This window comes from Herpetosiphonaceae bacterium (assembly GCA_036374795.1).
Classification (GTDB): domain Bacteria; phylum Chloroflexota; class Chloroflexia; order Chloroflexales; family Kallotenuaceae; genus LB3-1.
Genome location: DASUTC010000312.1, coordinates 1 through 21,116 on the forward strand (window position 1 = coordinate 1; position 21,116 = coordinate 21,116).

The window sequence follows — 21,116 nt, forward strand, 5'->3', positions numbered from 1 at the left end:
TGAGCGGCAGCGCATCCAGCACGACCACGGCGCTCGGCACCATGTAGGTGGGCAATCGATCTTTGAGGTGGGCGCGGATGCTTGCGGTGAGGCCCTCACCTGTCCGTTTGTTCCCTTGTTCTACCACGACATACGCGACCAGCCGCTTATTCCCGTGCCGCTCGCCCGTAGCCGTGACCACCGCCGACCGCACGCCCGGATATTCCAGCAGCGCGGCCTCGATCTCGCCAAGCTCGATCCGGTAGCCCTGGATCTTGACCTGGAAATCCTCGCGGCCTAAAAACTCGATCGTGCCGTCAGGCAGGTAGCGTCCCAGATCGCCGGTCCAGTACAGCCCATCGCCGCTCAGCGGATGCGTGATGAAGCGGGCCGCTGTTTTCTCCGGGTCACGCCAGTAGCCCTGCGCCAGCCCGATCCCGCCGATATAGAGCTGTCCGGGCACCCAGGTCGGACACGGCTCAAGCTGCTCGTCGAGCACATGAAACTGCTGATTTGCCAGCGGACGGCCATAGGGGATGCTCTTCCAGGCCGGATCGACCTGCTCGATGGGATAGCCGATCGACCAGATCGATGCCTCGGTCGCGCCGCCCAGGCTGATCACCTGCGTGCCGCCGAGCAAGGTTTTGATCTGTTCGGGCAAGGACACCGGAATCCAATCGCCGCTCAGCAGCGCCAGCCGCAGGTCGTGGGGCAGCAGGGCAGGCCGCTCGGCGACGTACTCGACCAGCAGCTCCATCAGGGCCGGAACCGAATTCCAGATTGTCACGTGCTCGCGCACGGCCACCTCTGCCCAATGGCTCGGATCGAGGGCCGATCGCGCGTCGGGCATGACGATCGTCGCGCCTGCCGCCAGCGTGCCGAAGATGTCATAGACCGATAGATCAAAGCTCAGCGATGAGAGCGCCAGCACGCGATCACGGGCATTCACCTGGAAGCGCCGGTTGATGTCGAGGATCGTATTGACCGCGCCGCGATGATCGATCATCACGCCCTTGGGCAGCCCGGTCGAGCCGGAGGTATAGATCACATAGGCCAGATCGTCGGGCTGCTGCGCCGCTGGCGATGGCACGAAGTCCGGCGACGCAGGCGGCTGCCGATCGACCGGGATGCGCTGGAGGTTCGGCGGCCAAGTCAGCCGTTGCTCGATCCAGGATTGCGTCAGCACGATCGCGGCCTGGCCGTGATCGAGCAGATGCCAGAGCCGCTCCTGGGGCAGGCTCGGATCGATCGGCAGGTAGGCCGCGCCCGCCTGAAGCACGCCCAGCACCGCCACGACCTGCTCCCAGCCTTTCTCCATCACCACCGCGACGAGCGTGTTGGGCCGCACATCGTGCGCGCGGAGCTGCTGGCCGATCTGCTGCGCGCGGCGGTCAAGCTCCTGGTAGCTCAGCGTCCGACCTGGAGCGATCACCGCGGGCTGATCGGGTCGCAAATGAACCTGCTCGACGAACAGGGTGTGCAGCAGCGCGTCGCTCACGGGCGCGTCGGTCATGTTGATCGCCGCGCGCTGTGCAAGCTGCGCAGGCGGCACAAGCTGCCGGGCGGTCGCCTGCCAGCGCGCCTCGTCGTCCACAAGCTGGTGCAGCAGACCACAGTAGGCGTCGAACATCTCCTGTATCAGATCGGCGGGGAACAGCTCGTCCACGGAGTCCCAGTTGAAAACCAGCGCGCCGCGATCTTCCGTCACCTGATGATCGAGCCAGACCTGCGACGTTTGGCCGCTGCTATAGACGACATTGCCGAAGGTCTGTACCTGCGACGCTTCCTGGGCTGGCTGCATCAGGTTCAGGGTGCTGGTAAAGACCACCGGCATCGCCGTGCTCAGCACGTCGCCCTGGCTATGGGCGCGCTCACGCAGCACCGCGACGCCGCTGACAGCGCGATGTTCGAGATCGTCCCAGAGCTGCTGCTGAATCTGCCGCGTCCGTTCCTCGAAGGGCAGCGCGCTGCCGTGATCGATGCCCAGCAGCGTGACCGAGGTAAAGTCGCCGACGAGGTCGTTGACCTGCGGATGAAGCGGCAGACGATGAAACAGCGTCAGATTGATCGTAAAGCGCGGCGTTTTGCTCCACGTCGCCAGCATATCGGCGAACGCGCCGAGCAGCACCGCCGAAGCTGTCAGGCCCGCCCGCGTCGCGCGATCCTTGATCCGCTGCCAGCGATCGGGCTCCAGCCGGCTGCTCCGCCGCACAAATCGAGGCTGCGCGATCGTGCCAGGCTGTTTTGCGAGCGGCAGCTCCGGCGGCGGCGGCAGCAGCGGCAAGCGCCTGCGCCAGTACTCCTGGGCCGTCCGGTACTGCTCGGAGTCATGGAGCACGCGCTCGGCCAGCACATAGTCGCGAAAGGACAGCTCAAGCGGCGCAAACACGCGCTGCGGATCACGATAGAGCTGTGCCAGCTCGCCGATCAGCAGCCGCAGGCTCCAGGCATCGGCGATGAGCATATCGATGCTGATATGCAGCCGGATCTGCGTATCGTCGATCTGCGAGGCGCAAATCTCGAACAAGGGCCAGCGGTCGGGCCGGAGCACGGCATGCGACATCTGCTGGCGCACGGCGTCAAGCTGCGCCGCCCGTACCGACGCCTCGTGCGGGCGGAGGTCCAGCATCTCGATCTCATAAGGCGGCACCTGCTCCAGAATCTGCTGCCGACCATCCGGCAGCACGATCGCCCGCAGCATGTCGTGGCGCTCGATCAGCCGCCGCCAGGCGTGGGCCAGACGTGCCAGATCCAGCGCGTCGCTCTCGACTTCGAGGTAGATGTGGGTGGCGATGTTGCCCAGTTCCATCGCCGCGCTCCGCCCGATCCAGTACGCCTGCTGAATGTCGGTGAGCGGAAACGGCTCGTAGCGCCGCGCGCGATCCGGCTGGATCGCCGGTATCTGGCTCGTGGCTGGGGCAGCGGCCTGATGCTCAGCCGTGCGCTGCGCGATAGCAGCGGCAAGCTCGGCCACGGTCGGCATCTCGAACAGGCTGCGCAAGGGCAGCTCGACCCCGAATCGATCGCGGAGCCGCGCGACCAACTGCACCGCCAGCAGCGAGTGACCGCCCAGCGTGAAGAAGTTATCATGGATGCCGACTCGATCCAGTTTCAGCACGTCGGCCCAGATCGCGGCAACCTCGGCCTCAAGCGGCGTGCGCGGTGCGATAAACGAGTCCGCCAGGTCCGATCGGGACCAGTCGGGCACGGGCAGCGCTTTGCGATCGAGCTTGCCGTTGGGTGTCACCGGCAGCGCGTCGAGCAGCACGAACGCGCTCGGCACCATGTAGGCGGGCAGGCGCGCGCCGACATGCTGCCGCAAGGCGGCAGAATCAAGAACCGAGAACAAAGAACACGATTCTTCTGAATCTGCTTCTTTGTGCGCCCAGAGGGCACCCGGTTCTTTGCGTGGTACAACATACGCGACAAGCCGTTTTTCACCACGTAGATCCTCACGCGCCAGCACCACCCGGTCATCGACCGCTGGATGCTGGCTGAGCACGGCCTCGATCTCGCCCAGCTCGATCCGAAAGCCGCGAATCTTCACCTGATGGTCGGCGCGGCCCAGCAGCTCAATCGTCCCATCGGGCAGGTAGCGACCGAGATCGCCGGTTTTGTACAAGCGATCGTCGGCTTGTCCGGTGAACGGATTGGCGATAAACCGCTCCTGCGTCAGCGCATCGTTGCCGAGGTAGCCTTTGGCGAGATGCGGGCTGCGAAAATGGATCTCGCCGACCTCGCCGATCGCGGCCAGGCTGCCTGCCTGGTTCACGATCAGCAGTTGCACGTCGGGAATGCCCTGACCGACCGGGAGCGTCTCTTTTGAGCGCTCGCGCAGCGCCTCCGGACGCTCTTCGCCGGGCACGACGTACCAGGCAACCGCGCGCTGTGTTTCCGTCGCGCCATAGGAGTTGATCACAGTCGCCGTGGGCGCGATGGCGCGCAGCCGCGCGATGTCCTGCCTGGTCAGCATATCGCCGCCGATGAACGCATAGCGCAGCGCGCTCAACGTGGGCTGCGCGGCACCCAACCCCTGCGGTCGCTCGGTCAGCAGTTGCGCCATCGCCGGTGTGACATAGATCAGGCTGATCGCGTGCTGCTGCATCCAGCGGGCAAGCTGTCCGGGCGTGGCAATATCCGACGAGTCGGGAATGTACACGGCAGCGCCGATGCACAGCGGCGTGAAGATCTCGCGCTGGAGCAGATCGAGCGCCAGGCCCGAGAGCAGGCAAAAACGATCCTCCGCATTGAGGCCGAACGCCTGCCGCTGCCACGGCAGAAAGTGCGTCAGCGGGCCGTGCCGACCAAGAATCCCTTTGGGCAGGCCGGTCGAGCCGGAGGTGAAGCCAATACAGGCGATGTCATCCGGCCCGACGACGACCGCCGGATCGTCCTCCGAGCATGCCAGCAGCGCGTGAGCCATCTCCGCCCGCTCAGGCAGCGTCAACGTCCAGCAGCCCAGCGTCGAGACGAACGCCGCCAGCGCCTCCGGCAGCTCGCCCGCCGCCTCAAGCTGAATCAGCGCCCTGGGCTGTGCCACGCGCAGGTAGTCGACCAGCCGCGCGGGGGGGTACGCGGGATCAAGCATGGTAAAGGCCGCGCCCGCTTTGAGCACGCCCAGCAGCGCCCAGACCAGCGCCGCGCTGCGGTGGGCGTAGATCGCGACGACATCGCCGCGCTGCATTCCACGCGCCAGGAGCGCGTTCGCAAGCTGATTACTGCGCCGATCAAGCGCGTCGTACGTCCAGGTCGTCTCGCGATCGACGACGGCCAGAGCCGCTCCCACGCGCCGCGCGTGCTCGGCAAACAACGTGTGGACCGCGCCCTCCCAGGTGGGATCGAGTGGGATGGTCGGGTCGGGCAGCACCCGCCGCATGCCAGGCGTCACCAGCGAAAACGCGGCGATCGGCGTGTCGGGCTGCTCGACGGCGTGCGTCAGGAGTTGCTCGAACTGTTGCAGGAGCGCAGCCATGCGCGCCGGGCCGAACAGCTCGGCGTTATAGACCAGATTCAGAGCGATTCCACCGGCCTGCTCCTGCACATAGAGCGTCAGATCAAACTTCGCGCCAAGCTCGTCGGATGCCACCGTCTCGACGGTCAGCCCCGGCAGCTCGATCACGCTGTCGGGCAAGTTGAGCATATTGAAGAAGACCTGGAACAGCGGCGTGTGGCTCAGCGCCCGATCCGGTTGCAGGTGTTCCAGCAATTTCTCAAAGGGAAGCTCCTGGTGCGCGTAAGCCTCAAGACACACGTTGCGGACGCGCTGCACGACCTCGCGGAAGCCGGGGCTGCCCGAAAGGTTGGTCCGCAGCACGAGCGTATTGACAAAGCAGCCAATCACGCGCTCGGTTTCCACTCGGTTGCGCCCCGCAATCGGCGAGCCGACCACAATATCATCCTGGCCGGTGTAGCGCGCCAGCAAGATCTGGAAGGCCGCCAGCAGCGTCATGAACAGCGTCGCGCCTTCGCGCTGGCTGAGCGCCGTTAGCGCTGTCGTAAGCGCTGGCGGCAAGAGCGACGACTGACGCGCGCCGCGAAAGGTCTGCATCGGCGGGCGCGGGTGGTCGGTCGGCAGCTCAAGGATCGGCGGGGCGTCCGCGAGCTGGCGCGTCCAGTAGCGAAGCTGCTCGTCCAGGTGAGCGCCCGCGATCGATGCGCGCTGCCAGAGGGCATAGTCGGCGTATTGGATCGGAAGATCCGGCAGCGCGATGCCGCTCGTGGCTGCATCTTCCGCGCCCGCAATCGCCGCCGGGTAGAGCAGCGTTAGCTCACGAATAAAGATGCCCAGCGACCAGCCATCCGCGATGATATGATGCATCGTGAGCGCTAAAAGATGCTCGTGCGGATCGACGCAGAAGAGCGTCGCGCGCACCAGTGGGCCGCGCCGCAGGTCGAACGGACGCGCGGCGTCTTCGTCGCTCATGCGTCGGGCGAGCGCGTGACGCTCACCCCTGGGAAACACCTGAAGATCGATCGCCGACAGCGGCACCGACAGCTCCGCCGCAATCACCTGGGCCGGTGTTCGATCCTCGCGCGCGCCGTCGAAGGTGGTCCGCAGGCTTTCATGCCGCCGGATGATCTGATTGATGCTCCATTCAAGCGCGCGACGGTCGAGCTTTCCGCGCAGATAGACGCTCGCGGCGATATGAAATGCGGGATTGCCCGGCTCGATCTGATCGAGCAGCCAGAGCTGCTGCTGGCTGTAGGAGACGGGAACGATGTTGCCGTGGCGCGGCTGAGGAAGGATCTGCTGCTGCGGCACCGTTCCTTGTTTCTGCTGCATCCGTTGCAGTAGGAGCTGGCGTTTTTCAGGAGAAAGATCGGCGATTTGTGCTAGGAGATCGTTCATGCGTCTCTCGTTTCTGACTCAACTGCTGTGGTGGGCGCGATAGCGTCGCTCTGGCCCTGCCGCCGGGCGATCATTGCGGCGAGGCCAGCGATGGTGGGCGCTTCAAAGATGCTGCGCAATGGAAGCTGGACATCGAATGCGGCGCGCAGCCGGGCCACAACCTGCGTCACCAGCAAGGAATGCCCGCCGAGGTCGAAGAAATTATCGTAGACGCCGATTGTCTCGCGCTTGAAGACCTCGGCCCAGATCGCAACGATCTGCTCTTCGAGCGCCGTACGCGGCGCGACATACAACGCTTCGAGGTTGGCGCGCGCCTGCTCCGGCTCCGGCAGCGCGCGGCGGTCGAGCTTGCCGTTGGGCGTCAGCGGCAGCGACTCCAGCAGCACAAACGTGGTCGGCACCATGTACTCCGGCAGCCGCCGGTTCAAGAACTGGCGCAGGTCGCTGCTATGTAGCGGTGCCGGATATGCGCGCTCCACCGATGATCGCGCGGGCATCGGCTGGCGGGGCTGCTCCCGTACGGCGTAGAGCGTGTAGCGATCGGTGTGCTTGAGCAGCTCATCCTGCTCGACGACCACCGTGTAGCCAACACGCTCCAGCATGCCTGTCACCTCGGCAAGACGCCCTTCGGATGGCTGGCCGGGAGCGTCGTGGACCTCCATCACGATCTGCGCGATCCTGGGCCAGTCTTCCGCGTCGATGCCATGCAGCACATCCAGCTCGGCGCGCTGCACATCGATCTTGAGCAGATCGATCCGCTCGACCGCCTGCTCACGGATCACGTCCGAGAGACGGCGCAGCCGACACGTCGCGATCTGGCCGCTGAAGCGTCCTTCCAGCAGCTCCTCGGCATGATCGAGCAGCGTCGTCGTGGCTCCGCTCTGCTGCTCGTTGAGCAAATACTGCTTGACGACCTCAACCTCGTCGTCGGGATTGGCGTAGGCTGCCAGGCCCGACATCATCGAGTAGCGCGGATAGAAAGTGAAGTCCGCCGTCGTCTCCGTCGCGGACAAGCCAATCTGAAACGATCGGACGTTGGCCGCGTACAGCTCGGCGTTGATGCGGAGCGCCTGAAAGATCGGACCGATCGGCTCGAAGGCATAGATCTGCACGTCCTGGTACTGCTGGCTCACCAGGAGCGTAAACAGGCCGATATTCGCGCCGACATCGAAGACGCACGCGCCGTCGCGCAGCGTGATGCCGTGCTGAAGATAGCTCTGCTTCTCGAAGATCTCGTGGTAGAGATACTCCGTCTCGTTCTTGTTCTGCTGCACAATCGCCAGGCCATTGGGCAGCGGATAGCGCGGGCGGCCCTCGATGGTTGGCCGGTAGCGCTGGCGCGGTACCGCGTAGGCGATCAGCCGCTGGTGCCCTGCGGCGTCTGCGCGATGGACGACCACGGCCTGCTCGACGCCGGGATGCTGCATCAGCGCGGCCTCGATCTCGCCCAGCTCGATGCGGTAGCCGCGCAGCTTGACCTGCTGATCGCTGCGGCCCAGAAACTCGATCGCGCCGTCCGAGCGAACGCGCGCGAGGTCGCCGGTCTTGTAGAGCCGCGCGCCCGACACGCCGGGTGCCCTTTGGGCATAGCACCCGCCGAACGGATCGGGGAGAAAAACCTCGGCGGTCCCGTCGGGCCGGTTGAGATAGCCCCGCGCCACACCCGCCCCGCCGATATACAGCTCGCCCGGCACGCCGATCGGCTGCGGTTGCAGGCGCGGATCGAGGACATAGATCTGCATGTTGGCGATCGGCTGGCCGATCGTCACGGCGCTGGCGTCGGCGATCAGCGCGGCGCTGGCGTTAGCCGTTGTCTCGGTCGGGCCGTACAGGTTCCACAGCCGAAGCTGCGGCAGCAGATCAAAGCTGCGCCTGACGAGATCGGGACGTAGCTGCTCGCCGCCGACGAAGACATCGGTCAGTCGGGCATGATGCAGGATCGTGCGATCCGCTTCGATCACATCGAGGATCGCCGACCAGAGCGAGGGCACGCAGTTCAGCGCGACGGTGTCTCGCGTGGCAAGCGCCTGCGCCAGCGCGGGCGGGTGCATGGCGCTATCTGCGGGCAGCACCCAGGTCGTGCCGCCACGGAGCAGCGGGGCTAGCACCTGTTTCAGGCTGGCATCGAAGGTCAGCTTTGTCACCAGCGGGAGCCACGGCACGTGCGTGGCGAATAATGAACGATTGACCCAGCACAGATAATTGACCAGGCTGCGGTGCTCGATCATCACGCCCTTGGGCTGCCCGGTCGAGCCGGAGGTGTACATCACGTAGGCGAGATCGCCAGGCTGCACGTCGCGCTGCGGGTTGTCGGCGGCTTCCTGCGCGATGCTCGGCCACCCCACGTCGAGGCAGACCAGGCGCGGCGCGTTCGGCGGCATCAGCGACACGAGATGCTCCTGTGTCAGCAGCACGCCGATGCCCGTGTCGTCGAGCAAGAAGGCCAGCCGCTCGCGCGGGTAGTCGGGGTCGAGCGGCACGTACGCGGCTCCGGCCTTGTGTACCGCCAGCAGCGCCACCAGCATATCAAACGAGCGCTCGACGCAGATGCCGACCAGCGCCTCACGCGCTGCGAGGCCGAGACGCAGGAGATAGCGCGCCAGTTGATTGGCCCGCGTATTCAGCTCGGCATACGTCAGATGGCGATCCGCAAAGACCACCGCCGGGTGATCGGGCGTGCGCGCGACCTGCTGCTCAAAAAGCTGATGAACGGTCAGATGCTCCGGGTAGGGCGTGCGGGTCGCATCGAGCGCGGCAAGAAGCTGCTGACGCTCGCGGCTGCCGATGATGTTCAGCGCGCTGATCGGCGCTGCTGGATCGCGGGTCACGCTCAGCAGCAGGGCCTGGAACGATTCTGCCAGGCGCTGCGCATCCAGCGCGTCGATGATATGCGTCGCGTAGTGGATCTCGGCGTGCAGCGCATCGGCGCGGCGCGTGCAGCTCAGCTTGAGCTTGAAGCGGTCGAGACAGGCATAGCGCTGATCGACAGAAAACGTCACATCCGCGCCGCGATAGCCGCCTGCCTGCTCGTGATAGTCGAACGCGATCGGCCAGAACGACGACCACTGGGCCGCGTCGTCGGCTGGCACGAGGTGTTTCCAGCTCCAATATTCCTGTCGATCGCGCGCCTCGTCGCACGCCTGCGCCGCCTGCGCCATCAGCTCGCTAAGCTGGCTGCCGGGCGTCAGATCGCAGCGGATCGGCAGATACCTGGCGAAGACGCCGACCACGTCCTCCAGCCCTTCGTAGGAGCGACCGTCGACCGCGACCGTGACGCGCATCGCCGATTCGCCGGTGAGTCGCCACAGCAGGATTTGCCAGCAGGCCAGCAGGCAATCGGCGAGGCGCGCCTGATAGCGCTGCGCCAGCGCCGCGAGCCGCTCTGCCAGGTCGGGATCGATCGTCAGCGGCACTGCCTGCGGGGTCAATACCTGCGGGTCCGGCGGCGGCTGCTCGAACGGCAGCGTCACGCTCAGCGGCGCGGCGTCCTGCTGCGCCCGCCAGTAGTCGCGGCTGGCTGCGGCATCCTCCGACTCCAGCAGCTCATGCTGCCACTCGATCAGATCGAGGTACTGGATCGGCTCGTCCGCTGGCTGCTGGTTTCCTCGATGCGCGTCATAGCGGCGGCCAAGCTGCTCAACCAGCCGATCCAGCCCGATCGCATCCGTGCAGAGCGCAGACGCGCCGATCAGCAGCATATGTCGGCGTGGCGCGAGCGCCGCGAGCGCGGCGTGGAGCAGCGGCCCGTGCTCAAGGTCGAACGGCTCCTGCTTCAGCGCATCGGACAGGGCAGCCAGGCGCAGCGCTTGCTCGCGCGGATCGGAGCGCGACAGGTCGTGCGTTTCAAGGGGCTGGATGTCGGCGGGCGTCACGACCTGAAGCGGCAGGCTCATGCCGACAAGCCGGCGCAGCGTGGTCTGCATGATCTCGTGCTGGCGAACCACGTCGCGCAGCGCAGCCTGAAGCGTCGGCAGATCGAGCTGCCCCTCGATCAGCACCGCGCACTGGCAGCGATACGGCCCGCTCCCGTCGATCTGGTGCAGCAGCCAGAGATGCTGCTGCTGCGGCGAGAGTCGCAATCCTTCTAGTATCTGCACGTTTGTGGCTCCACAGCGCTAGGCGACCGCCTGCCAACTGCACGGCTCGGCCATGCCTACGAGAACTTTGCGCGGCCCGACGAATGGAGCGCGACCATGCGCCACCAGCATATTGTCGAGCATCAGAAGATCCCCCGGCTGCCACGGAAAGGCGACGGTTGCCTGCCGGTAGATCGCGCGAATATGATCGAGCACGTCATCTTCAATCGGCGTCCCATCGCCATAAAACACGTTCTTCGGCAGCTCGTCCGGCGCGTACTCGCCGAGCAGCAGATCGCGGGTGGCCGCTGCCAGCGTCGAAACATGAAACGCCGTTGCCTGGTTGAACCAGACCATGTCGCCGGTGCTTGGATGTCTGGCAACCGCCGGGCGAATCTGGCGCGTTCTGAGACGCTGCTCGTCTTTCCACTCAACCGCAATATCGGCGCTGCGACAAAACGCTTCCATCGTCGCGCGATCGGTCGTGTTAAACACGGTCTGCCAGGGCAAGCCGAACTCCTGGCCGAAGTTTCGGACATACATGACCTGCTTCTCGATGAAGCGCTGCCGAATCGCCGGATCGATCCGCGCAACGATCTGGCGCGAGTCGGCGATGGGCGTTGCGCCGCCCTCTGCCGCGACGATCTGGCTGAAGAAGAAGATCTTGAGCGGCCAGGTATGCGCGTAGGAGCTTTCGTTATGCAGCTCGATCTGCTGATCGGCTGGATAATCGGTTGACGTGAAAATATGACTGGTGATCTGGCTGCGGGGCGTGGCGCGGTCGTTGTACGCCAGCGGCGTGCCAGAGGCGGCGGTGATCAACTGCTCGAACTCCGTCTCCGTCCGAATCTGGAAATTCCGAAACAGGATGCCGCCGAATTTCAAAAGCTGGCTTTCGATAAATCCTCGGTTACTCGCCACCCAGGCGCGCAGGTCAAGCCCATCCACGGCAGGCTCGATCACCAGCGGAAGCGTCTCGCCGGTCCAGAGGTGACTCGTCCTGATCAGGTGGTGCTCTGACACCGTTACGGTCTGGCGCTTGAGCACGCCCAAGGTCTTAATATCCGGTTTCTTAGGTGGCTGACTCATCGCGATCTCCTTCTGACCATGTTCCGAGTTTCGAGTTTCAAGTTTCAAGTTTCAAGTTTCGAGCTTTGATTTCTTCTTAGTTCTCGCTATCGATCATACGTCGCCTGGGGCGTCGCCGCTCAGCAGCGCCCGCACGGCATCGGGCGAAAGCTCGTTTAGCTCCGCTAACATCTGCGCGAGCACGGCCTGGTCAAGCTGCGCCGCCTGCCGTTGAACGATCGCGACCGCAAGCTCGGCGATCGTCGGCGCTTCAAAGAGCGCGCGCACGGGAAGCTCCACCTGAAACCGAGCGCGTAGCCGGGCTATGGCCTGTGTCGCCAGCAATGAGTGACCGCCCAGGTCAAAAAAGTTGTCGTGGATGCCGATCTGCGCGACGCTGAGGACCTCGGACCAGATGCCTGCTATGTCGATCTCGACCGACGTGCGCGGCGCGACAAACGTCTGTGTGGCGTCCCGTGTCGCCTCCGGCATGGGCAGCGCGCGCCGGTCTACTTTGCCGCTGGGCGCAAGCGGTAGGGCATCGAGGAAGACGAACGCGCTCGGCACCATGTAGTCGGGCAGGCGATCTTTGAGATAGGTGCGCAGTTCTGAGGTCGGAGTTCCAGGTTCTCGGTTGTCCGTTTGCTCGCTTGTGCGCCCATGCTCAAAGGGCACCAGCATGGCGCCCGCTCTTTGTTCTACGACGTACGCTACCAGCCGTTTATCACCAGGGCGATCCTCACGAACCATGACGACGACATCGCGCACCGCCTCGTGCTGGCGCAGCGCCGCCTCGATCTCGCCCGGCTCGACCCGGAAACCACGCAGCTTGATCTGGTGGTCGCTGCGGCCCAGAAATTCGATGTTGCCATCCGGCAGATAGCGGGCACGATCCCCCGTTCGGTAGAGTCGGCGTCCTGGCTGGCCGAAGGGATGCGGGATGAACCGCTCGGCGGTCAGGGCGGGCTGGTTGAGATAGCCATAGGCCAGCCCAACCCCGCCGATATACACCTCGCCGATCATCCCAACGGGCACAGGTTGCAGGTGGCGATTCAGCAGGTAGATCTCGCTGTTCTGCACGGGACGACCGATCGGTGTAAAACCGGCGCGGGTGCTGCCGGGCGGCACATCATAGAGCGTCGCGCAGATCGTCGCTTCGGTCGGGCCATACCCGTTGATGATGCGCAGCTCAGGCAGCCGGTGGCTGATCGCCGCGAGCAGCCGCTCCGGGATCGGCTCAACGCCCACCAGCAGCCGATGCAGCGCGAAGGACGCTGCCGTCTGGTCGAGCCGACTCGCAAGATCCTGCACGAGAAACGGCGGCACGTACGCGCTCCGGATACGATGCGTCGCCAGCCAGGCGAGAAACGCCGGTCCATCGGCGCGCACATCGTCGGGCACGAGATGCAGCGCGCCGCCAGCGATCAGCGCGGACCAGATCTCATAGACCGACACATCGAAGCTGACGCTGGTCCAGCAGCTACAGGCATCGCCCGCCATGATCGGCTGTCGGCCCGTGAAATCGCTCAAGAGGTTGACGACTCCCGCGTGATGACAGCTCACACCCTTGGGCCGTCCGGTCGAGCCGGAGGTATAGATGACATACGCCAGGTTCTCAGGCGTGACATCGCCGGAGAGATCGTCGGCGCGCTCCTGGGCGATCCGCTCCCAGTCGGCATCGACGCGAACGATCTGAACGCCCTGCACGGCGATCCCGCCTGATAGCCGCTCTTCTGTGAGCAGCACCGGCATTCCGGCATCCTCAAGCATGAATCGAATGCGCTCGGCGGGATACACCGGATCAAGCGGCACGTACGCGCCGCCCGCCTTAAGAATGCCCAGCAGCGCCACGATCAGATCGGGCGAGCGATGGAGGTAGACGCCCACCGGCACCTCGCCCTGAGGGCGCCCGCCGACGCCCAACCGGCGCAGGTGATGCGCGAGCTGATTCGCGCGCTCGTTCAGCTCGCGGTACGTGAGCCGCTGATCGTGACATACCACAGCGATAGCAGCGGGTGCGCGCGCAGCCTGCGCCTCGACAAGCTGGTGAAGGCAGCGGCTCTGAGGAAACGCGGCCTGCGTCGCATTCCAATCGACAAGAAGCTGCTGGCGCTCGGCCTTCGTCAGCAGCGCGACCTCCGCAATCCGCCGGTCAGGGTCGGCGAGCAGCGCGCTCAGCACGGTCTGAAAATGCCCGGCCATGCGCCTGATCGTCTCCACGGTAAAGAGATCGGAGCGATATTCGATCTCGCCTGCCAGCGCGTGATCGGCCTCTTCCAGCTTCAGCGTGAGATCGTACTGCACCGCGCCGGTGCTCACCGGCAGGCGGCGCATCGTCAGTCCAGGTAGCTCCAGGGGTGGCAGCGGCATGTTATGCAGCACGAACATCACCTGGATCAGCGGCGCATAGTGCAGGCTGCGCTCCGGCTGAAGCTCGGCTACCAGACGCTCGAACGGCAGATCTTGATGCGCGTACGCCTGAAGCGTCGTCGTGCGCACCCGCTGGAGCAGGGCACGAAAGCCTGGATCGCCGCTGAGATCGGCGCGCAGCACGAGCGTATTGACGAAGCAGCCGATCAGCCCCTCAGTCTCGACCCGCCGCCGTCCCGCGATGGGCGTGCCGATCAGCAGGTCGGTCTGCTCGGTATAGTGCAGCAAGAGCGTTTGAAAGGCCGCCAGCAGCGTCATAAAGAGCGTCACGCCCGCCTGACGACTGAGCGCATGGAGTCCTGCGACCACCTCCGGCGTAAGCTCAAAGCGGTGTGCCGCTCCGGGAAACGCCAGCGACGTCGGGCGCGGGTAGTCGGTCGGCAGCTCTAGCAGTGTTGGAGCCTCGCCTAGCTGCTGCCGCCAGTAGCTCAGGTGCCGCTCAAGCACGGCATCGCGGAGCGCCTGGCGCTGCCAGACGGCATAATCGGCATACTGGATCGGCAGTTCCGGCAGCGTCGGAGCGCGGCTAGCCAGGGCTGCGTCGTAGCAGGCGGCGAGATCGCGCAGGAGCACGCCCAGCGACCAGCCATCGCAGATGATGTGGTGCAGCAGCAGCAGGCAGACATGCTCCGTGGGCGCAATCTGGAACAACGTCGCGCGCACCAGCGGTCCCTGCGCCAGATCGAATGGCTGCTGCGCTGCCTCGACGGCCAGCCGTTGCACCTGAGCCGCCTGCTCGCTCGACAGCACGTGCATCAGCGAGACGACTGGCAGCGCGATCTGAAGCGTTGGCGCAACGACCTGGATCGGCTCGCCGTCGATCGCCAGAAACGTCGTGCGCAGCGACTCATGGCGCTGAATCAGCGCGTTGAGGCCGCTGGAGAACGCAGCGACCTGAAGCGAGCCGCTCAGGTGGACGGCGATCGGCACGCTGTACAGCGGCAAGCCCGGTGCGAGCTGGTCGAGAAACCAGAGGCGCTCCTGGGCAAATGATACGGGAAAGGCGTTAAACGTGCCTGGCTGCTGCCGGATCGTCTGCGCCAGACGTGTCTGCTGTTCGGGAGACAGCTCAGCCAATCGCGTCGCTAGATCGTTCATATCTGCATGCCTGATCTCAAGGTGATCATCATGTGCCGCGCCGAGCACGGCCTGTATCGATTCGATCGCCGAACGTCGGGATGGTATCAGAACTCGATCAGGCTGGCTAACGCGCCCAATCGCTGATGCGGATTGCCAGCCATGCCTTCCAAGAGCTGCTCAAAATGCTTAAGCATCCGCCTGATGGTCGCATCGTCGAAGCAGCGCTCGTAGTACGAGATGTAGATCGACAGCGAGCGGAACGGCCAGACCGTCACCCTGAGCGCATGCTCCGTCTGGGTTTCACTCGCGACATGCTCCATCCAGGTGGCGCTTCGTTCCAGAATGGCGGCCTCGACGGGAAAGTTCTCGAAGGTCAGGTACGTCTCGAACAAGGCTTGATCGGCAGGAACGTCGCTCCACGCCTTGATCTTGACCAGCGGCGTGTACTCATACTGGCGCTGCTCGACCTGCTGGAGCTGAAGCTCGCGGAGCCATGTCAGCAGCGGCGTGTCGGGAGAGAGCCTGACCCGCGTCGGCAGGAAGTTGTTGAACGAGCCGATCATCGCCTCGATCCCCGGCAGATCGACGGAGCGCCCGGCGACGGTGCTGCCGAAGAGCACCTCCTGCGCGCTGGTGTAGCGCGCCATCAGCACGGCCCAGGCTCCCTGAACCAGCGTATTGAGCGTGAGCTGCTGCTGCTGGGCCAGCGCTTGAAGCGCCTTGGTCGTCGCCACCGACAGCCTGACATGCCGTTGAACAAATCCATTGCCGCCGCAGGGCCGATTGCCAGGGGCGCGCGCCGCCAGCGGCGTTGGCGCTCGAAATCCTTTCAGCGTCTTGCGCCAGAAGCGCTCGGCCTCGGTCAGATCGAGCCGGTGCAGATGGGCAATATAGCTGCGATACGGCTGCGGGACGGATTGCGGCATCTCGCGGCCCGCGCACGCCGCGTCGTAACAGTCGAAGAAATCTTTCATCACCAGCGGAAAGCTCCAGCCATCCTGAAGCATGAAGTTAAAGCCCCAGAAAAACTGATAGGCTTCCTCCGACACCTGGAAGAGCGCCATGCGCGTATGCGGCGCTTGCGTCAGGTCGAAGCCCTGCTGGCGGATCGATTCGATGTAGGCGGCCAGTCGCTCCTGGTGCTCATCCGGCGACAGCCCGCGCCAGTCGTACTGCTCGATCGGGAGGTGGACCTGTTTATGCACCACCTGGAACGGCTGGTCGACGCCTTCCCACACGAACGAGGTACGCAGCACCGCCTGGCGATTCACCACCTGCTGCCATGCCCGCCGGAATGCCGGGAGGTTCACCGGCTGGAGGAACAAGATACCATAGACCAGATACAACCCTGGCTCAGGAGCAGCCAGGTACCGGCGCAGCATATGCTCTTGAACCGGCGCGAGCGGATACAGATCCTCGATCTCGCCCCGTGTCGCGCGAAGCTGGTCGAGCTGCTGCTGGCTAAGCCGGATCAGCGGACCATCGGCGGGCGCGGTGCCCTCCGCCTGCGGCAGCGCAGGGCCATCGGCGTGCTGCGCTCCGGTCGACGTGAGCGGGACGGCGACTCCTGCCAGCTCGGCGATCGTCTGGTGCTGGAAGATCTGCTTGGTGGTGATCTGAAGGCCAGCCTGTTTGGCGCGCGCGATGATCTGAAGGCTGAGGATCGAATCGCCGCCGAGCGCGAAGAAGTTGTGGTGAATGCCGATGCGCTCGACGTTCAGCACGTGTCGCCAGATGTGGGCCAGCGCATGCTCGACAGCGGTGCGCGGCGCGACGCTCTCCGTCTCTAGCTCCAGCAGCGGCAGCGGCGGTAACGCCTGCCGATCGATCTTGCCGTTCGGCAGCAGCGGCAGCCGTTCCAGCAGCACGAAGGTCGTCGGCACCATGTAGTCGGGCAGGTGCTCCTGAAGATAGCCGCGCAGAATTGGCGTCAACTGGCGCGTCAGCCGGGCCTGCAACGGATTGTTGGCGTAGCCGCTCCACGCCGCGCGCTCCCCGCTGGCCGCTTCATCCGGCAGCGCCACGGCCACATCTGCCTGCTGCGCGGTGTGCCGCAGCAGCACATCGTAGCAGCCATCCGTGCCCGTTCCAGACCAGAAGATGCTGACGGTGTAGGGTAGCTCGTCTTCAAGCGCCCAGAACGCCTCAGGATCAACGCCCTGCTCCGCCGGTCGGTCTGCCAGCGCCGCGCGTAGCTCGCCGACCGCTGCTGGCGGCGTCGGGCTGTCGAGCAGCCGCAGCGCGCGGATCTCGTCGCGGAGCCGCGCGTCGGGCACATTGACGATCCGCAGCGACAACGGCGCGTGCTCGCGTAGCTCCTGGCGCAGCGCCGTCAGCGTCATCTGCGCCTGCCGCCAGTCGCGCCCCGGCTGCTCGGCGGTAGCGTGCGGCGATGTGTCGATCGATAACGTCACATCATAGCGGAACCTGGTCAGCTCGTTGTGGTCGTGTCCACGCTTGAGCTGCATCGCGACATGGCCGATGCGCGGAATCTCGCGCATCAGCGCGGTGAAGAAAGCCGGATCGAGCGCCAGCTCTTGCTCCTGAAGCAGCGCGCGCTGCACCCGCTGCCGGAGCTGCGCGGTCGGCAGGTCGTCGTTCGCCTGGAAGAGCTGCACGGCGGCGTGAAAGGCTTCCAGCAGCGGAAGGCTCCGCACATCGCCGACAAAGATGTGCCCGCCCGGAGCAACCACCCGCGCCGCGTTTTCCAGCACCCCGACAAGGTACTCCACACCCGGAAAATACTGTACGACCGAGTTGAGGATCACCACGTCGAAAGCGCTGTCCGCCAGGCCGTCCAGATCGTCGGCGGGCCGCTGATGGAGCGCGACCTGCGTCAGCCCACGGGCCGCAACCTGCTGGCTGAGCGTCTCAAGCGCGACCGCCGAGATGTCCGTGCCGATGTAGCACGCACAGTCGGGCGCGAGCCGGTGGAGCAGCAATCCGGTGCCGCAGCCAATTTCGAGTATCCGTCGCGGTCGGAGGCTGCGAACCCGCGCGACCGTCTGATCGACCCACTCGCGCATCGCCGTGGCTGGCAGCGGCTCGCCGGTAAAACTGCTATTCCAGCCAACGATATTGAACGTCGGATCGGCATCCGGCCTGGTTTCGGCATAGGCTGTGTCGAAGACCTGCTGCCAGGTTTGAACCTGCTCAGCCACCATAGAACCAAGACGCCCAGAGGGCACCCGGAACCTGGAACCGTCCGGCTCGGCATCTTGGTTCTTGGCGTGTCCAGAGGACGCCCGTTCTTGGTTCTGCTCCGGCACGACATACACCGCCAGCCGTCGATGGCCGTTCGCATCCTCGCGCACCGTGGCGATGGCCTCGCGGACGGCGGGATGCTGGCGCAGGGTGGCCGCGATCTCGCCCAGCTCGATGCGGAAGCCGCGCAGCTTGACCTGCTGATCGATCCGGCCCAGGTACTCGATCGCGCCGTCAGACGCATAGCGCGCCAGATCGCCGGTGCGATAGAGACGCGCGCCAGGAATACTACTGAACGGATCGGGGATGAAGCGCTCGGCGGTCAGGTCGGGACGCTGCCAGTAGCCGCGCGCAAGCTGCACGCCGCCGATGTACAGCTCGCCCGGAATACCGACCGGCACCGGCTCAAGGTACGCATCCAGCAGATAGATCTGCGTGTTGGCGATCGGTCGTCCGATCGGGACCGCACGCCGGGCGCTGTCGCGCTCGCAGGCCCAGGCGGTGACATCGACGGCGGCCTCGGTGGGACCGTACAGGTTATGCAGCTCGGCGTCCAGGCCCGCGAAGCAGCGCTGCTGTAGCTCAAGCGAGAGCGCCTCGCCGCTACAGATCACACGGCGCAGCGAGCGACAGCGCGCGATCTCAGGCTCGTCGAGAAACGCCTGGAGCATCGAGGGCACAAAATGCAGCGTCGTGATCTGCTGCTCGGCGATCAGCGCCGCGAGATAGGCCGGGTCTTTGTGGCCTTCGGGCACGGCGACCACCAGACGCGCGCCCGCGATCAGCGGCCAGAAGAACTCCCAGACCGAGACATCGAAGCTGAACGGCGTTTTTTGCAGCACCGCATCGGCGGGCGTCAGCCGGTAGGCGTCCTGCATCCACAGCAGCCGGTTGACGATCGCACCGTGGCTGTTCATCGCGCCTTTGGGCTGGCCGGTCGATCCCGACGTGTAGATGATGTAGGCCAGGCGATCGGGATCGCTCGTGCCGACAGGATTGGTCGTCGGCCAGCGTGCGATCTGGTCGGCGGCGGCGGCGACATGCAGCACAGCCGCCTGATGGTCGGGCAGCCGAGCGTCAAGGTGCTGCTGGGTCAATAGCACGGGTACCTGAGAATCCTTGATCAGAAACGCGAGCCGCTCGGCGGGATAGCCCGGATCAAGCGGCACGTACGCGCCGCCCGCTTTGAGGATCGCCAGCAGCGCGATCACCAGCTCAAGCGAGCGCTCCACGCACACACCGACCGGCGTCTCGTTGCCAACGCCAAGCGCGCGGAGGTGATGCGCCAGTTGATTGGCCCGCTGGTTCAGCTCGCGGTAGCTCAGGCTGGTGTCGCCAAAGATCAGCGCGGCAGCATCCGGCGTTGCCTCGGCCTGCGCTTCGACCAGCTCGTGCAGCGTGCGATCCGGCGGATAAGGCACCCGCGTGCGATTCCAGGCGCTCAATTGCTGCCGCTCAGCGTCGCTCAGCAGCGGCAGCCGGGTGATCGGCAGGCGCGGATCGGCGGCGATGCCAGGCAGCAGGGTTTGAAAATGACCGATCAGCCGCTCGATCGTCGCAGCCTCGAACAGGTCGGTGTTGTACTCAAGCACCGCCAGCAGCGTGTCGTCGGCCTCCGTCACCGAGAGCCAGAGATCGAACTTGGCCGTGCCGCTGCTGGCGGGCACCATGCTCATGCTCAGCGTGGGAAGCTGCAAGGCGGGCATCGGCGTGTTCTGGAGCACGAACATCACCTGAAACAGCGGGTTGCGACTCATGTCGCGCTCCGGCTGGAGCAGATCGACCATCTGCTCGAAGGGTAGATCCTGGTTGGCGTATGCGCCCAGCGTTGTCTCGCGCACGCGCCGCAGCAGCTCGCGGAACGCGGGCTGCCCTGAGAGATCGCCGCGCAGCACGAGCGTATTGACGAAAAAGCCGATCAGCCGCTCGGTTTCCGGTCGGGTGCGGCCCGCGATCGGCGAGCCAACCAGAATATCGTCCTGGCCGCTGTAGCGGTAGAGCAGCGTCTGGAAGGCGGCCAGCAGCGTCATAAACAGCGTCGCCTCTTCCTGGCGGCTCACCTGCCGCAGCGCCTCGGTCACATCGGCGGGCACGACAAACGAGCGCATCGCGCCGTGAAAGGTTTGAATCGGCGGACGAGGATGATCGGTCGGCAGGTCGAGCACCGTCGGGCTATCAGCCAGCGCTGCGCGCCAGTAGGCGAGCTGTCGCTCAAGCACCGCTTGCTGAAGCGATTGCCGCTGCCAGGCCGCGAAGTCGGCGTACTGGATCGGCAGCGGGGTGCCCACCGGGCTGCTTGCGCCCTGGGCATAAGCGTTGTACAGATCGGCCAGCTCGCGCACGAACACGCCCATCGACCACGTATCGGAGATGATGTGGTGCATCGAGAGCGCAAACAGATGCATCCGATCGCTCAGCCGCAGCAGCTTTGCGCGGAAGAGCGGGCCTTGCCCAAGATCGAAGGGCCGCTGCGCGATCTGATTGACGAGATCCTGGATCAGATCTGGCGGAGGAGGCACCGGACAGCCAACCAGATCCTCGACCGGCAGCGGGTAGCTGAGGGCCGGAGCGATCACCTGGACCGGCTGCCCGTCCGCATTTTGCGCAAACGTGGTCCGCAGCACCTCGTGGCGGCGCACAATCTCATGGAGGCTGCGCTCAAGGGCAGCCGGATCGAGCTGGCCGTCGAGGCGTACCGCAAACGAGATGTTATAAGCCGGGCTGTCGGGCACGAGCTGATCGAGAAACCAGAGGCGCTGCTGGGCGAGTGAGAGGGGCACGTCGCTCTGCTGCGAGCGCAGAGGAATCGCGTCTGCCTCGTGGCTGCGCGCGAACTCGCCGCGCTTCCATTTCTCCAGCAGCGCTCGTTTGGCGGGCGAGAGTTCGGGCTGATCTGACGGCTCTTCTATGCTCGACATCGTATGCGCTTT

The 21,116-nt window shown here is 65.2% G+C and carries 5 protein-coding genes; all 5 read right to left on the minus strand.

All coding sequences use genetic code 11. The features are described 5' to 3' along the window. The coding region (locus VFZ66_24265; protein HEX6292324.1) for an amino acid adenylation domain-containing protein at positions 1–6,328 on the minus strand (6,328 nt) is incomplete at its 3' end. Next, positions 6,325–10,425 carry an amino acid adenylation domain-containing protein gene (locus VFZ66_24270; GenBank protein ID HEX6292325.1) on the minus strand — a complete coding sequence of 1,367 codons (4,101 nt, stop codon included), beginning with the start codon at positions 10,423–10,425 and terminating at the stop codon, positions 6,325–6,327. The genes VFZ66_24270 and VFZ66_24265, both read right to left, overlap by 4 nt. An 18-nt stretch (positions 10,426–10,443) precedes the next feature. Continuing rightward, positions 10,444–11,493: a TauD/TfdA family dioxygenase gene (locus tag VFZ66_24275; protein ID HEX6292326.1), complete on the minus strand. Its 1,050-nt coding sequence runs from the start codon at positions 11,491–11,493 to the stop codon at positions 10,444–10,446. Positions 11,494–11,586: 93 nt separating this feature from the next. Further along, positions 11,587–15,000: an amino acid adenylation domain-containing protein gene (locus VFZ66_24280; GenBank protein HEX6292327.1), complete on the minus strand. Its 3,414-nt coding sequence runs from the start codon at positions 14,998–15,000 to the stop codon at positions 11,587–11,589. A gap of 86 nt (positions 15,001–15,086) precedes the next feature. After that, the gene (locus VFZ66_24285; protein ID HEX6292328.1) at positions 15,087–21,104 is read right to left on the minus strand and encodes an amino acid adenylation domain-containing protein; all 6,018 of its coding nucleotides are present in this window, start codon (positions 21,102–21,104) and stop codon (positions 15,087–15,089) included. Between the last annotated feature and the right edge of the window lie 12 nt (positions 21,105–21,116).

What these genes read in the sequence shown, in the direction of transcription:
- VFZ66_24275 (HEX6292326.1), bottom strand. Translation starts at nt 11,493, where the DNA reads ATGAGTCAGCCACCTAAGAAACCGGATATTAAGACCTTGGGCGTGCTC.
- VFZ66_24285 (HEX6292328.1), bottom strand. Translation starts at nt 21,104, where the DNA reads ATGTCGAGCATAGAAGAGCCGTCAGATCAGCCCGAACTCTCGCCCGCC.
- VFZ66_24280 (HEX6292327.1), bottom strand. Translation starts at nt 15,000, where the DNA reads ATGAACGATCTAGCGACGCGATTGGCTGAGCTGTCTCCCGAACAGCAG.